The sequence below is a fragment of the Phyllobacterium sp. P5_D12 genome, from assembly GCF_054049495.1.
Genome location: NZ_JBFUMG010000092.1, coordinates 1 through 12622, shown reverse-complemented (window position 1 = coordinate 12622; position 12622 = coordinate 1). Strand labels below are relative to the sequence as shown.

At 56.9% G+C, this 12622-nt stretch carries 14 protein-coding genes and 2 pseudogenes; 5 read left to right on the top strand and 11 right to left on the bottom strand.

Annotated elements, in window-relative coordinates:
* The 3 genes and pseudogenes from ACXJ5O_RS08925 to ACXJ5O_RS08915 form a co-directional block, all read left to right on the top strand.
* Positions 1 to 530 (top strand): annotated as a pseudogene (locus tag ACXJ5O_RS08925) (hypothetical protein); the annotation flags it as partial.
* The gene (locus tag ACXJ5O_RS08920; RefSeq protein WP_224506412.1) at positions 527 to 730 is read left to right on the top strand and encodes a DUF1656 domain-containing protein; all 204 of its coding nucleotides are present in this window, start codon (positions 527 to 529) and stop codon (positions 728 to 730) included. The pseudogene ACXJ5O_RS08925 and the gene ACXJ5O_RS08920, both read left to right, overlap by 4 nt.
* A gap of 9 nt (positions 731 to 739) precedes the next feature.
* Positions 740 to 1981: an efflux RND transporter periplasmic adaptor subunit gene (locus ACXJ5O_RS08915; RefSeq protein WP_457299574.1), complete on the top strand. Its 1242-nt coding sequence runs from the start codon at positions 740 to 742 to the stop codon at positions 1979 to 1981.
* Positions 1982 to 2105: 124 nt separating this feature from the next.
* On the opposite strand, the gene ACXJ5O_RS08910 is transcribed toward ACXJ5O_RS08915, so the two are convergent.
* Both ACXJ5O_RS08910 and ACXJ5O_RS08905 read right to left on the bottom strand, forming a co-directional pair.
* Entirely contained in the window at positions 2106 to 2510 is a 405-nt protein-coding gene (locus ACXJ5O_RS08910; protein WP_457299573.1) for a hypothetical protein, read from the bottom strand.
* 140 nt (positions 2511 to 2650) lie between these two features.
* Complete coding sequence (locus ACXJ5O_RS08905) at positions 2651 to 4747, bottom strand: FAD-binding and (Fe-S)-binding domain-containing protein (protein WP_457299575.1); 2097 nt, start codon at positions 4745 to 4747, stop codon at positions 2651 to 2653.
* A gap of 105 nt (positions 4748 to 4852) precedes the next feature.
* Between ACXJ5O_RS08905 and ACXJ5O_RS08900 the strand changes: the two genes are divergently transcribed.
* Positions 4853 to 5167: a hypothetical protein gene (locus ACXJ5O_RS08900; RefSeq protein WP_457299577.1), complete on the top strand. Its 315-nt coding sequence runs from the start codon at positions 4853 to 4855 to the stop codon at positions 5165 to 5167.
* Here ACXJ5O_RS08900 and ACXJ5O_RS08895 read toward each other — a convergent pair.
* A pseudogene (locus ACXJ5O_RS08895) lies at positions 5054 to 5368 on the bottom strand (FAD-binding oxidoreductase); the annotation flags it as partial. The gene ACXJ5O_RS08900 and the pseudogene ACXJ5O_RS08895 sit on opposite strands and share 114 nt — an antisense overlap.
* Between ACXJ5O_RS08895 and ACXJ5O_RS08890 the strand changes: the two are divergent.
* Positions 5249 to 5506: a hypothetical protein gene (locus ACXJ5O_RS08890; protein ID WP_457299576.1), complete on the top strand. Its 258-nt coding sequence runs from the start codon at positions 5249 to 5251 to the stop codon at positions 5504 to 5506. The pseudogene ACXJ5O_RS08895 and the gene ACXJ5O_RS08890 overlap by 120 nt on opposite strands.
* Positions 5507 to 5827: 321 nt before the next feature.
* On the opposite strand, the gene ACXJ5O_RS08885 is transcribed toward ACXJ5O_RS08890, so the two are convergent.
* From ACXJ5O_RS08885 to mdcA, 8 genes are all read right to left on the bottom strand, one after another.
* Positions 5828 to 6766 carry an acyltransferase domain-containing protein gene (locus tag ACXJ5O_RS08885; RefSeq protein WP_457299572.1) on the bottom strand — a complete coding sequence of 313 codons (939 nt, stop codon included), beginning with the start codon at positions 6764 to 6766 and terminating at the stop codon, positions 5828 to 5830.
* 9 nt (positions 6767 to 6775) lie between these two features.
* The gene (locus tag ACXJ5O_RS08880; RefSeq protein WP_457299571.1) at positions 6776 to 7723 is read right to left on the bottom strand and encodes an AEC family transporter; all 948 of its coding nucleotides are present in this window, start codon (positions 7721 to 7723) and stop codon (positions 6776 to 6778) included.
* Positions 7724 to 7727: 4 nt separating this feature from the next.
* Positions 7728 to 8597: a triphosphoribosyl-dephospho-CoA synthase MdcB gene (mdcB, locus tag ACXJ5O_RS08875; protein ID WP_457299570.1), complete on the bottom strand. Its 870-nt coding sequence runs from the start codon at positions 8595 to 8597 to the stop codon at positions 7728 to 7730.
* Positions 8594 to 9244 carry a malonate decarboxylase holo-[acyl-carrier-protein] synthase gene (mdcG, locus tag ACXJ5O_RS08870; protein ID WP_457299569.1) on the bottom strand — a complete coding sequence of 217 codons (651 nt, stop codon included), beginning with the start codon at positions 9242 to 9244 and terminating at the stop codon, positions 8594 to 8596. Before mdcG ends, mdcB begins: the two co-directional genes overlap by 4 nt.
* Positions 9245 to 9254: 10 nt before the next feature.
* A complete protein-coding gene (locus ACXJ5O_RS08865) occupies positions 9255 to 9971 on the bottom strand; it encodes a biotin-independent malonate decarboxylase subunit gamma (RefSeq protein ID WP_457299568.1) in 717 nt (238 codons plus the stop codon).
* Positions 9958 to 10896 carry a biotin-independent malonate decarboxylase subunit beta gene (locus ACXJ5O_RS08860; protein ID WP_457299567.1) on the bottom strand — a complete coding sequence of 313 codons (939 nt, stop codon included), beginning with the start codon at positions 10894 to 10896 and terminating at the stop codon, positions 9958 to 9960. The genes ACXJ5O_RS08865 and ACXJ5O_RS08860 overlap by 14 nt, the downstream gene beginning before the upstream one ends.
* Complete coding sequence (gene mdcC / locus ACXJ5O_RS08855; RefSeq protein WP_457299566.1) at positions 10893 to 11210, bottom strand: malonate decarboxylase acyl carrier protein; 318 nt, start codon at positions 11208 to 11210, stop codon at positions 10893 to 10895. The genes ACXJ5O_RS08860 and mdcC overlap by 4 nt, the downstream gene beginning before the upstream one ends.
* 13 nt (positions 11211 to 11223) lie before the next feature.
* Positions 11224 to 12622, bottom strand: a 1399-nt coding sequence (mdcA, locus tag ACXJ5O_RS08850) for a malonate decarboxylase subunit alpha (protein ID WP_457299565.1), incomplete at its 5' end; no start/stop codon positions are given.

The following is a 12622-nucleotide window of genomic DNA, read 5'->3' as shown; positions in this document are numbered from 1 at the left end:
ATGATCCCCAGTCGTTCTTGTATGCCAGTCTTTTTCTCTGCGTGGCCGCGTTCCTGCTTTTCGCTTGTCAGCAACTCCTTCCACCCCTTTCTAGGTCAGCCAAACTGCGTCTCCTCCTAGCGGAAGCTCGGAAAGATCTCATGGAGATAGCTGCACGGCCGCGATACAATCGAGCACGAGAAGAGCCAATGTTCCTTGATGCGGTCCGGATCGGACAGATGGTGGGATTGGCTGGTGAGGCATCAACCGATCGCGAGCATGTTGATCAGGCAATCGCATATTTTGACCGTGCATCTGCGCTCCGGCTCGCATACACGGCTTTGGAGATACTGCCGCCTAATATGCCAGAGCACTTGCGCAATCAGGCAGTGTCTGCGCTAACCGAAGCGAATGGATTGTCTCTACAAATTGTGGCGTACGAGCTCTCCCAGATAGACGATGTTTCAACTGGAGATGCTGCAGCTGCGCTGATGGTCGCGGGCATGATTCTCGAGCACGAGCTAATATCGTATGAGGATAATGGTCAATGACGCCGCGCTACTATGATCTCGTGATCGGCGGCGTGATGCTGTCCCCAATCCTATTATACGCATGTTTCGGCTTAGCCGCTGCAGTTTCACTTAGGCCAATTCTGCGTCGCATCCGGTATACACGGCTTTTTGTGAGCCCATCCATCGCCGAGTTTAGCCTCTACGTCTCGATTTTCTGCCTGATAACCCTGTTGGCCTAGGAGATACCAATGACAGTTCTCACAACTGAGGCGGCCGAACTAGGAAATCAGGCAAGGCCAGCCGGAGCCGCGGCACTCGACCCAACATCGTCGGATCGCCCCATGTCCTCAATGTTCCACCACAGCGCTTGGCAACGCTTGCAAGGGCCAGCGCAATGGGCGGCCAAGTTGGTCCTAACGCTTATCATAGCCGCAGCGGCCGTCGTTCTAGCGGTGATGACTTGGCAATATTATGTGACTTCACCTTGGACGCGCAATGGAGTAGTCCGCGTGCAGGTTGCAAGTGTAGCACCTCAGGTTTCTGGAAAGATCTCCGAGATCCAAGTCGTTGACAATCAATTTGTCCACCAGGGTGATGTTCTCTATTTAGTAGATACCGCGAACTTCGAAATAGCTTCCCGGACAGCCCAGTCGCAAGTGAACCAGACAGCCGCGGACCTTCAGGTTAAACAGGCGGAGTCTGATCGCMGACAACGCCTCTCAACAGTTGCGACCACGCCGGAGGAGCAACAGATCTATGCTGGCAGCGCTGCCCAGGCAAAGGCGGCATTCGAAGCAGCGACCCAGCAGCTTTCWCTCGCGCAGATCAACCTCGAGCGCACGAAGGTAAGAAGCCCCGTGAATGGATTTGTCACTAATTTGTTGCTGCGAGTAGGCGATTACGCGACAGAGGGCTCCAGTAACGTCTCAGTGGTAGATTCGGACAGCTTTTGGATTGACGGCTACTTTGAAGAGACCAAGCTTTCGCAAATTTGTATTGGCGACGCGGTAGAAGCGAAACTTATGAGTTACGCCCAACCCGTTACCGGACACGTAGATACCATCACACGCGGGATCAGCGTTACAAACGCTGCAGGTGGAATTCAAGGCCTGCCGACCGTGAATCCAGTCTATACTTGGGTACAACTCGCCCAGCGAGTGCCTGTCCGGATAGTCATCGATAGAGTGCCCTCTGGCGTGCCACTCGTCTCGGGTATGACCGCAACAGTCACGGTCAAGCCATCGGTCGCCTCTGAGACTGATAGCTGGTTCGAAAGGCTTCGAAGCCGTTTCGAGAAGGTTCCTGAGCTCTTTGATCCTCCGATGCCGAGAGAAAATTGTGCAGGCACCGGCCTGTTGCAGGGAATCCCTGTTGCGGAGTCATTGCCTACGGAGCCGGAGCTACTTGAACCAACACCAAAACAGATCGATCCCGGACTTGTTCCAGGTATCGATAAGTCTCCGCGCCTTAAGAAGATTCTAGAAAATTAGAAATATCCGATTGTTGTGCGCCGAGTTATCAACCTCAATCTGAGCATCATCTATTCGGAGGATTTGGCCATGCGGGACGACGAGCTGCGAATTTCGGGTTGACCGTATTTCGCGAGCAGCTGCTTCAAGCAGCATCGATGTGTTGTCCGTTGAAAAGAATTTGACTGAACGCGACGGCTCCGGGCAAATGACGGTTTCCTGTCAGTTGACGGAGAAGATGATGCTGCCGTCGGCTGCCCGTTCGGCATCCACGATGTCCTTCACGTGCTGCGGCTTTTCGACCAGGTTCTTGTTCGAATTGATCCACGACTAATGTGCTGAGTTCCCGCGTCGCTATGGGGTTTTCGCCCACACCAGTTGTATCGTCGAACTTTGCGTTGTCGTAGTTCTTGAGATACCCCACGGCGAACGGCTTGTTGTAGTTGAGAAGCGTTTTCTTGATTGCCGGGCCGCCGTTCGTAGTGAAGCTGTCAGCATGGCAGACGAAATGGTGGAAGCGGCTGCAAAGGATGCGAGAGTTGCGAGGCACGTCATTGTATTGTCTTTCTATTGTGAAAGATACGACCTTTCTTGAAAGAGTATAGTTTTTAGATTTCGGAGTTTTTCGCGTTACATTGCTGCAACCGCCAAAATCAATGTAACAATAAGACGTACGGGAAAGTTGTCCTTTTAGTTTTCCCCTCCTGACGCTTTTGAATGTGCGTCGGTGCGCGTCAGCTCTTCCAATAGGAAAACGAACGACTCGTAAGGTCGACCGGTTGCATGACGTAGACCCATTTCGCAGGTCCGGTTCGATGAAATGTATGCAGAGGCAGGTGTTTCATCCAACCCAGCCTTTTCCTCGCGGGTGGCGGACAAAACGATCTCTGGATGCAAAAGTCCTCGATCACCGGCTGTCCCACAACAAGTGGTGCCAATCGGTACGAAGACGTCGTCTGCGAGCTTCGACCCGATCTCCCGCAGAGTTTTGTTGAGACCGAGATGGGTCATCGAACAAGTGGGATGCATGGCGATGCGGTCTAGTTTCGACTGCACCTGGAGATCGGGCAACAGATCGTGGCACCATTGAATGACGTCTATGAATTTGAGTTGATCGTGTCGGGCCTTGCGCTCCTCATCGAGATAGCGCGCGACATCCTCAGCGATGCCGAGGGTACACGACGCGGCATCAACGACTATCGGTAGTTTTCCGCCGTTACTCCACCGCCACATAGCGTCCGCAATCGCCGACGCCATATAGGAGTGCGCCTTATGATAGCCCTTTGAACTGAATGGCGTTGAGCAACAGAGCCCGGCGACGTCGCCGGGTATCCATAGAGATCGTCCGGCGCGCTTTGATAACTCAACGAGCGTTTCTGGTAGGGATGGCTGATGATGTTTATCAGGGTCACGGCCGAACATGCGGTTGATGCATGCTGGGAAGTAGACCGCCGAAGCGTTCTCTATAGAGGTTTCAGGTAGCCTCCGCGCGGGTTTTGGCATCGGGCCCGGAACGGCCGGCATCAGGTCGTTTGCGATGGCCGATCTGGCAAGCGCGGTAATTCCCGTCAGAGATTTGACGCCGATCACATTGGACACGATCTCGGCGGCAGCAAGTCCGCCACGCGCCATTTTCTCCACGGTACGCCACCGTTTAGCTAAGGAAAGCGCGATGTCCTCTTCCCGTTCGCTTCTTTGCATATGACGGAATTCGCGCATCAAGGCCCCGGTGTTAATCTCGATCGGGCAGGGGATCGCACAGGTGCCGTCACCCGCGCATGTTTCAACGCACATGTACTCGTATTGAGCTTGTAGCTCTTGCAGCACGGCCGACMCTTCCGGCTGTCTTGCCATCTCTCGTCTCAGAGCGATGCGCTGGCGTGGCGTGGTCGTGGCATTACGGCTCGGGCAAACGGGTTCACAAAAGCCACATTCGATACATTGGGTTGAGTTCCGAACATTCTCGATGGCCGGAATCGACTTGAGCGACTTGAGATGAATGCCATTGTCCCTGGTGAGGATGACGTTCGGCGCGAGGATGCYCTGAGGGTCTGCCAGCTTCTTGATCCGCCACATCATGTCTGTGGCCTTGCGGCCCCACTCCTGTTCGACGAATGGTGCCATATTAAGACCCGTTCCATGCTCGGCTTTCAGGGATCCGTCATATTTCTTCACGATGAGGTCGACCAACTCGGTCATAAACGCCGCGTAACGCTTCTTGCTCTCATCTTCCTCGAGGTTTGTGACGAGGTTGAAGTGAAGGTTTCCGTGAGCAGCGTGGCCCGCCACGCCGGTACCGAAACCATGCTTATCCATTAGAGCCTGAAGATCGTGCGCTCCCTCCGCTAGCCGAGCGGGCGGGAAACAAACGTCTTCGGTGATAAGCATTGCTCCCTGGGGGCGTTGCTTTCCTACGAGGCCGAGCAACCCCTCGCGTACGTGCCAAGCTAGTTCTACGGCCTCGGCGACACTGGTAAATGTCAATGGACTGATGAGCTTCTGGTCAGCAACCAGTTCGGTTACCTTGCTCTGGACTTGCATAAGTTCTTCGTCGTTGTCCGCCCCAAATTCCACGAGCAACGCGGCTGCCTTTGGGTCCAAGGTGGTCCAATAGCTTGGCGTTCCGGGAAAGGCTTTTCCCGCCGCCACGAGGGCGGGAGCCACCATCAGCTCCACGGCGGCGGCGCCGAGTGCTACGAGCTTGGGAACAAGATTGACGGCTTCGTCTATAGTGGAGAATGGCAGCCAAGCCACTGACGTCACGGCCGGCACCGGGACAGTCGACATCACTGCTTCCGCAATGAAACCCAGTGTGCCTTCCGAGCCGACCAGAAGTCGTCTGTAGATTTCTAGCGGCGTAGCCCCATCGAGCAGGGCAGCGATGTGGTAGCCATGGGTATTGCGGATAGAATATTTCTGCCGGATTCGCTTGACCATCGTCTCATCGGCCAGAAGCTCTGCCCTCAGGTCGAGCAATCCTCGCGCGAACTCGGGTTCAAGTTCGAAGAACCGGGCTTCGGCTCCCGGCGCGGCCGTATCGAAAACATTTCCGGACGGCGTGAGGATCGTCATGGATTCGACGGTGTGGTACGCATCGCGCTCCAGAGTACAGCGCATTCCGCCAGAGTTGTTGGCTATAACGCCTCCGATGGTACACGCAGCTTCGCTCGCCGGATCGGGTCCGAGCTTCCGCTTGTGTTTGTGTAGCATCGCGTTCGCGTGAGAGAGGATCAAGCCGGGCCTCGCCTTGAACTTCTTTCCGCTATCTAGCACAGAGCCGCCATACCAATGCCGTCTGACGTCGATGAGGATGTCGTCGGACTGAGACTGACCGTTGAGACTGGTCCCGCCCGCCCGGAAGGTTGCGTGACGACCCGTGTCCCGGCAGAAGGCAAAAACCTTTGCCATCTCCTCGACATTTCGGGGCATCACTACGACCTGAGGGATGAGACGGTAAGGGCTTGCGTCGGATGCATATCGAACGAGATCAATGAGACGGTTGAGTACACGATCCTTACCAAGCAGCCTGACCAAGTCGTCTTTTAAGATTTTCGGGGTTCCCCCGACAAGTGACTCTGGCACCGCGTCATTCTGACTAGGGCCCGCTGGTCGACCGAAAAGCGCTGCGTCAGCTTCGAACAGTTTTTTCATCCGAGATTGCCCCACGTGCGAGATTGAAGGATTATTCGCACGGTCGGGTYACCCACGAGCGGCGCGATCCAGCTCGCCCCTTGATACTGCGGTTGGGAACTGAATACTCCGAGGATCGGTCGCCTCTGAACTCTTAGCCAGTTTAGAGATGCATAAACTTGCAAAGGACACCTTGGAGGCTATGTGGGCGATCACCACCGGATATTGACCGATATATCAGCGAGATGCCCATTTCGAAATCCACGATTTCGCACCGTCCATCGTCTTGAAATCCTCGAGACAACGGCTCGGAACGTTCGGAAAGCTCGTCGCCGCCATCTCACTCAATGCGTGGCCTGGTCCAAGCTCCAGAAAGGCGGTCGCGCCGTTCTCAACGCAGGCCTGCAGGTTGTCCGCCCATCGGACGGTGTGCGAGATCTGCGCTGCCAGCTTGTCCAATCCCGAATTCAAACCTGACACGCTGGCTCCATCGATTCCGCTGATGAGTCTAGCCCCGGCCGGTAGTGGGTATGTTTTACGTTGACCTTCGAGGACGCTGCGAAACCTCATGGATACCTTAGATAGAAAAGGTGTGTGCGACGCGACCTCGACAGGCAGCCGGCTAACGCGCGCTGCATGCGCGTCCGTCGCTGCCTGCATAACCGCTGCCAGGAAAGCCTGTCCGCCACCGACAACGAAGGCATCGCGCGGATTTATGATCGATATGTCCCCGCCATGCTTTTCACACAGTCGCCGGACCGTCACGTAAGGGAGACCTCTTATAAAGACCAACCCATCGCCCGTTACGCTAGCTGCGGACATTAACTCGGCTCGTCGCGCGACGAGTTTCAGGGTATCGATGTGACGGAACACACCAGCTGCGCCCCAGGCGGCAACCTCTCCGACGCTGTAACCGGCGTATACAGTGCGCGGCGGGATGCTCGCATGTAACTCATTGATCGCCGCGAGCGTCTGGAGAGTGCAAAGGATTTGGGCAGTTCGATTTTCGAAGACCTCGTTTCCGGCCTCTCGCTTCACCATGCCACGTGGATCGATGCCGTTAAGTAGCATGGTCGCACTGGCGAACAAATGGCTCGCCTTTGCGCTATCTGCGGTTAAGGCGAACATGTCGCGGTGCTGGTTTCCCTGGCCGGAGCATATGATCGCGAACGTCATCTTGAGGACCTATCGGGGATAGAGGAGGATGATCGCTATCGGAAGCGTGATGACGCTAAATACCGTGCTTGCAATCACCATCGATCCGGTTGCTCCTGAATCGAGCTTGTAATTGACTGCGAACAGGATGCCGAAGAAGCCCGATGGGACGGCCGCGAGCAGTACCGCGATTTTCGCTGTGTCGGATGATATGGGCAGAGCAAACACGAGCGCCGCCGTGGCGAGTGGACGGAGGATGTTGGCGAAAAGCGTAGCGTTGACGACCTTCCAACTTAGCTGAAAGGCCTGTGAAGAAAGAACTACCCCTGTGAGGAAGAGGGCGACGCCAGGTGCCGCATGTCCTATTAGCAAAAGCGAAGCTTGAGCAATCTCTCCGACTGGAAAGCCACATAGAGAGTAAATGATGCCCAGGGCGGGTGCAATGACGATGGGTTTGGTGAGCGCATGAAGCAACGGCTGCAGGATGTTGGCTTTCTGTCCGGAACCACTGTCGCCCTTATGAACGTTCATTTCGACGAGGACCAAAGACAGTGGGCTTATCAGAATTGATCCACTGGCGATGGCGACTGCCAGTGGCACCGTCCCGGACGCGCCCACGATATCTGCCAGAATTGGTAGACCGACTCCCGCCAAGTTCGGAAACGCGATCGTCAGGCCTTGTAGGGAAGCGTCCGGCTTTCCGATCTTGAATATCCGTGTCTGGAGGAAATACCAGACGAAGAAAACGACAAGCATCATCCCGCCCAGAAGGAAGAACAGCGGCGCTTGGCTTATGAGCTCGGCTCGCGGCGCCGAGGCGGTCGCCGCGAAAAGCGATGCGGGAAGTGCGAAATTCATCACGAGCACATTCAACCCGTCCACATGATGGTTATCGACGATGTTGTTACGACCCGCCAGGTAGCCAAGCGCCATCACGAAAAAGATCGGTGTGAGCGCGAGTAAGATTGTTTCGGCCATCCCTCTAGGTTCCCTCTATTTCATCGACAAACAATGTCATTGCCAGGAGGTCAGCCGCTCCGCCTGGACTAAGCGATCTGGCAATGAATTCTTCGTGGATTGATTGTGCGTGGAGCCGCCAGCAAGCGGCGGCGATTCCACCTCGTGCGAGAAACAGACGAGCCGCTTGCTGGGCATATAGGAGTCCCTGCTGTCCGCCTCTGTGCAGTAGGTTTGTGTCATCCAACGCCGCGATCAATGCAAAGCAGGTCTCGACCCTTTGTGCCTCCGGATCGTTCGGTAGTTTGAGCCGGGAGGCACGTAACGCGGGAAGCCCGATGTTGTAGATGCTCGGGAAACCGTTGGCAGCCTCGGAACGCGCGCCGCCCACACCATATCGAAGATTTGCTTGCGCACCGTGGCTATCGGCGAGTCTTGGTCCCGCCAGGATGCTTTGCCCCCAGAGTTCGTGGACTGTCGACCCGAGGGGAAATCCGGGGTCGACGACGCCATTGGCTCTTGCACCCGCAGCCGCGCATAGCAGGCCAATACCAAAGATCGCTCCTCGATGGGTGTTGATACCCCCGGTCGCCGACAGCATGGCAGTCTCGGCTGCGATTCCGATGGACCTTAGATGCGTCATTTGGCGCGCACCCGCGCCGGCGATCACAAGGGAGCGGAAATAAGGCTCAATAGCTGAAGCGCTGTAGCGAAATGTCTCGGCATCCATATCTCTATGGCTTCCGGAGTCCACATGGCTGACAAGGCCCGGCTTGGGCCATGTTTCCAACTCCTGCAGGAGGCTTTGCGCCGCGAGGGAAGCTATGCCACGCGAGTTGACATTCAAGCGTGAGAAAGTTTCGAAAACGGAGACGGGGCGGGGGAGGGCATTCATGACAGTCGCTCCCCTGCGGTGAAACGACGCCCGTCGAGAAGCGCAACGCCTTCCATAGATTTCACCAGGACATCGGTCCCACCTGGTAGAAATTCGCGCCAGTTGGCGGCAAGCCCATCGCGGCGGATAAACTCGCCGTCGATACGACTGGGCGAATTATCCTCAATCTTGGAAATCTCGGAAGATAGCAGCTCCATGTCAGCCGAGGACGGGACGTGAAACAGCAAGTCGATGTCCGAAGATAAGGTGAAGTAATCGAGACCGGTCAAGACCTGCCAAGCCAGGCTGCCGAAAACCTGCAGCTCGATACCGCGGTGCGCGGCGAAAAACTCCAGTTCGTCGAAAATCTGCTGCCATTGCCTTGGCGCTTGCTCGCGAGCACTAGCGAGCGATAAGGGCTCTTGGATTGTCAGAATGTCTTGGTCTTGAACGATAAACGGGATACGCCACTTCCCTAGCGAGGGTGGGAGGGGTAGGCCAAGTGCGATACCATGTGTTTCGTAAGAACTAGGCCGACGCGAGATAAGGGGCCATCCCTTGTGAACCCAGGATCGGATCAGCGGATCGACCTGATCTGACCCAAGTTGCCGTTGAAGAACGACATCCCACCTTGATGGCTCGAGATAGATCAGGTCGTGACGCCTCATTGGCCGAAGCTTAGGACTCGCGTGCGATGGCATAGACCCGCTCCGCAATCTCCGCCGCTTTGGTGCGGCCATGCCGTTCGACGCCGAGAAGGTCGCGTTTGTCATCCGAGCCAGGGAGATCGGCGAGTAGCGCCGCAAGCTGGCTCGCCAGTGACTCCTGCTCGTTCCATATGAAATGCACAGCGCCTGTCTTTGCCAGGTTGTCCAAACCGGGTGCGAAGATCGCAGTCGTCTTGGCCTTCTCTTGCAGAACCTCGATGGACAGCTTTGTCACCTTCGACATCGACGCGAGGTCCATCACGGCAGGCTCAGCACCCGGTAGTGCGACCAGAACCCGAGTGGCAAGCGCTGTAGCGAGAAATGCACCCGCGGCGGAATGGCCATAAAGGATACCAATCGTCGGGCGACCGTGAAGATCGGCGAAGATCAGGCATTTGGCGAGGTGAGCCAGGAACTCGTTCAGGCCAAGCAACTCGTCGCGTTTGCTCATTTTCTGGCTATCGCTGTCCACGATCACGAGGATCGGCCCCGTTCCCGAATGGTCGTCGAGGATATGGCGGGAAAGAGCGGAAGCCTGGTCGATGCCCAACGCCGTTCGGTTCGAGACTCCGACGACAAGTGCCTGCTGCCCGCTGGCAAGCGGTGCAAAGCCGTAGAGTAGACCATGATCGGCTTTGATGCTGTGTCCGTCAGGGAAGAGCGATGCGAGGATGTCAGCGAGCTGCATGGTTGGGTCTCCGTATTTTTTGAGCGGCCGCTGTGAACTGGGCATAGGTCATCTCCGGAATGGCAGCGGCGTCATCGACGCCCATGGACCTCCAGATATCGATCGCGTCAGCCGATGTTCCGAACTGTTGAATCCGCCATTCGAGGCGTGCCTGCTCTTCGTGCAATGTTTGGAGAGTGAAGGGCCGAGTGTCGGCCAGCAGACTGAGCGCGGTCTCCCGGAAGTCTTCGATTGTGTCGTCGACGAAGGCATCCGCTCCGCCGATCAGTCGGCGATGCTTGCCGCCCATGGTGCGCCAGACAAGTGCCCGATCTTTTGAGTCGAATTCCTCGACGCCGCGGTTCGTCTCTATTACTTCAGGTCCCGAAACCGAGATGCGGCCTTGTTCGGAGACCGCGAGAGCAGAGCAGCACCCGGCAATCAGTCCGCCACCGCCGTAGCAGCCAGCTCGTCCGCCAATCAGACCTATAACTGAGACGCCTTTGATCCTCGCCTCGATGACGGCGCGCATGATCTCGGCGATCGCCAGTTCCCCGGCGTTCGCCTCCTGCAAACGGACGCCTCCAGTGTCAAACAGGATGAGGACGGGTATCGACCCGATGTCGCGGGAAGCCCGCAAAAGGCCGGTGAGCTTCGCGCCATGGACCTCGCCGAAGGCGCCGCCCATAAAGCGACCTTCCTGCGCTGCGACGAAAACGGGCATGCGCTTGATGAGGCCGCGTCCGACGATCATGCCGTCGTCGAATTGCTCGGGAAGATCGAAGGATTTGAGATTTGGACTCATCTCGCGTTCCTGGGGGCCCAGAAATTCCTTGAAGCTGCTCTCGTCGAGTAGTTGCGAAACACGCGTACGAGCCGAGGCCTCATACCAACTGACTTGTCTGGCGCCGGTGGCCTGTGGGGCGGTGTTTGTTGAGACGCTCATTGCTCTGTTTTCTCCATCAGGCGCAGCGCCTGTGACAGACGAAGGGACACGGTGTCGGGTCGCGCGCCACCGTCGTTGATCGAGAAGCGCAGGCCACCTGTCGGGAACCGTTCGACGAAATCATCGACAACCGCCTTCCAGACGGGATCGAACCCTCGAACCGTGGTTCGGATCTCGACCACGCATTGCTTTTCGGGGAGGGCGCGCTCGACTAGAACTTCCAGATTTCCCGAAGCCACGACGCCGGTTATAGCCAGCTTCGTGTTGCCGGTGGCTCTTTCCGCTACTTCATGAGTAAATGTGAGGTCTTGCATCGTAGGGCTCCCGTCACCAGTTGCGAAATTTGGAAGGCGGGGCGTAAAGGCCGCCCGACCATCGAACGATGTCTTTGATGGATCGCGCCGCCAGCAGATTGCGGTCCGCTTGAAGCGGATCTATGCCGAGGTCTTCGGGTCGCTGGATGACCCCCCGGTCCCTAAGCTGGTTGACCATCGACTTGTCGCGTCCGCGGCCCACGTCTGTGTAGCCGGCGACGCCGCGGATAGCCTGTTCGCGCTCGTCCGGGTCCCGGCAAAGCAGTAGGTTCGCGATGCCCTCTTCTGTCACGATATGGGTGACGTCGTCGCCATAGATCATGACTGGCGCGAGATCGAGGTTGAGTTTTTCGGCGAGGGCAATGGCGTCCAGCTTTTCAACGAAGAGGGGGACGTTCTTTTCTCCGAATGTCTCCCCGATCTGAACGACCAGTTTCCGGCCGCGGCGCAGCGCGGGCAATCCTGCGGGGTCCGCCTCCTTTCCTGCTTGCAGCCAGGGCTCGCTCGGATGCCGTCGGCCGCGAGCGTCCGATCCCATGTTGGGAGCGCCGCCGAAGCCCGCTATTCGTGTCGTCGTCACTGTCGACGAGTTTCCAGCCAAGTCGATCTGGAGCGTCGAACCAATGAACATGTCGCAAGCGTAGAGGCCCGCGACCTGACTGAAAGCTCGGTTCGAGCGAAGAGAGCCGTCGGGCCCGGTGAAGTACACGTCGGACCGAGCCCTGATGTAATCGTCCATACCGACCTCGGAGCCGAACGAATGTATCTGTTCCACCCACCCGGATTCGATCGCTGGAATGAGTGCGGGATGGGGATTCAATGCAAAATGACTGGCAATCTTCCCCTTCAGCCCTAACGCTTCGCCGAACGTTGGCAACAGAAGCTCGATTGCAGTTGTGTTGAACCCAATGCCGTGGTTCAGGCGCTTTACGCCGTAGGGCGCGTAGATGCCCTTAATGGCCAGCATTGCTGTCAGGATTTGGGTCTCGGTTATAGCCGCCGGATCACGGGTGAAAAGTGGCTCTACGAAGAACGGCTTGTCAGCCTTCACCACGAAGTGGACGCGGTCCCCGGGAATGTCGACACGCGGGACATTTGCGACGATTTCGTTGACTTGCGCAATGACGACACCGTCCTTGAAAGCAGTCGCTTCGACGACCGTCGGCGTGTCTTCGGTATTCGGTCCCGTATAGAGATTGCCCTCCCGATCGGCGCTTACAGCGGCAATCAGAGCGACGTTGGGCGTCAGATCGATAAAGTAGCGGGCAAATAGTTCGAGGTAGGTGTGCACCGCCCCGAGTTGAATTTTTCCGCCGAATAGCATTTGCGCAATGCGGGCTGACTGTGGACCGGAGTAGGCATAATCCAACTTGGTCGCCACGCCGCGCTCAAACAAGTCGAGGTGCTCGGGG

Coding starts and splice junctions, on each gene's coding strand:
- ACXJ5O_RS08890 (WP_457299576.1), top strand. CDS start 5,249: ATGCCGTCTGACGTCGATGAGGATGTCGTCGGACTGAGACTGACCGTT.
- ACXJ5O_RS08885 (WP_457299572.1), bottom strand. CDS start 6,766: ATGACGTTCGCGATCATATGCTCCGGCCAGGGAAACCAGCACCGCGAC.
- mdcG (WP_457299569.1), bottom strand. CDS start 9,244: ATGAGGCGTCACGACCTGATCTATCTCGAGCCATCAAGGTGGGATGTC.
- mdcB (WP_457299570.1), bottom strand. CDS start 8,597: ATGAATGCCCTCCCCCGCCCCGTCTCCGTTTTCGAAACTTTCTCACGC.
- mdcC (WP_457299566.1), bottom strand. CDS start 11,210: ATGCAAGACCTCACATTTACTCATGAAGTAGCGGAAAGAGCCACCGGC.
- ACXJ5O_RS08900 (WP_457299577.1), top strand. CDS start 4,853: ATGGGTATTGCGGATAGAATATTTCTGCCGGATTCGCTTGACCATCGT.
- ACXJ5O_RS08920 (WP_224506412.1), top strand. CDS start 527: ATGACGCCGCGCTACTATGATCTCGTGATCGGCGGCGTGATGCTGTCC.
- ACXJ5O_RS08880 (WP_457299571.1), bottom strand. CDS start 7,723: ATGGCCGAAACAATCTTACTCGCGCTCACACCGATCTTTTTCGTGATG.
- ACXJ5O_RS08860 (WP_457299567.1), bottom strand. CDS start 10,896: ATGAGCGTCTCAACAAACACCGCCCCACAGGCCACCGGCGCCAGACAA.
- ACXJ5O_RS08865 (WP_457299568.1), bottom strand. CDS start 9,971: ATGCAGCTCGCTGACATCCTCGCATCGCTCTTCCCTGACGGACACAGC.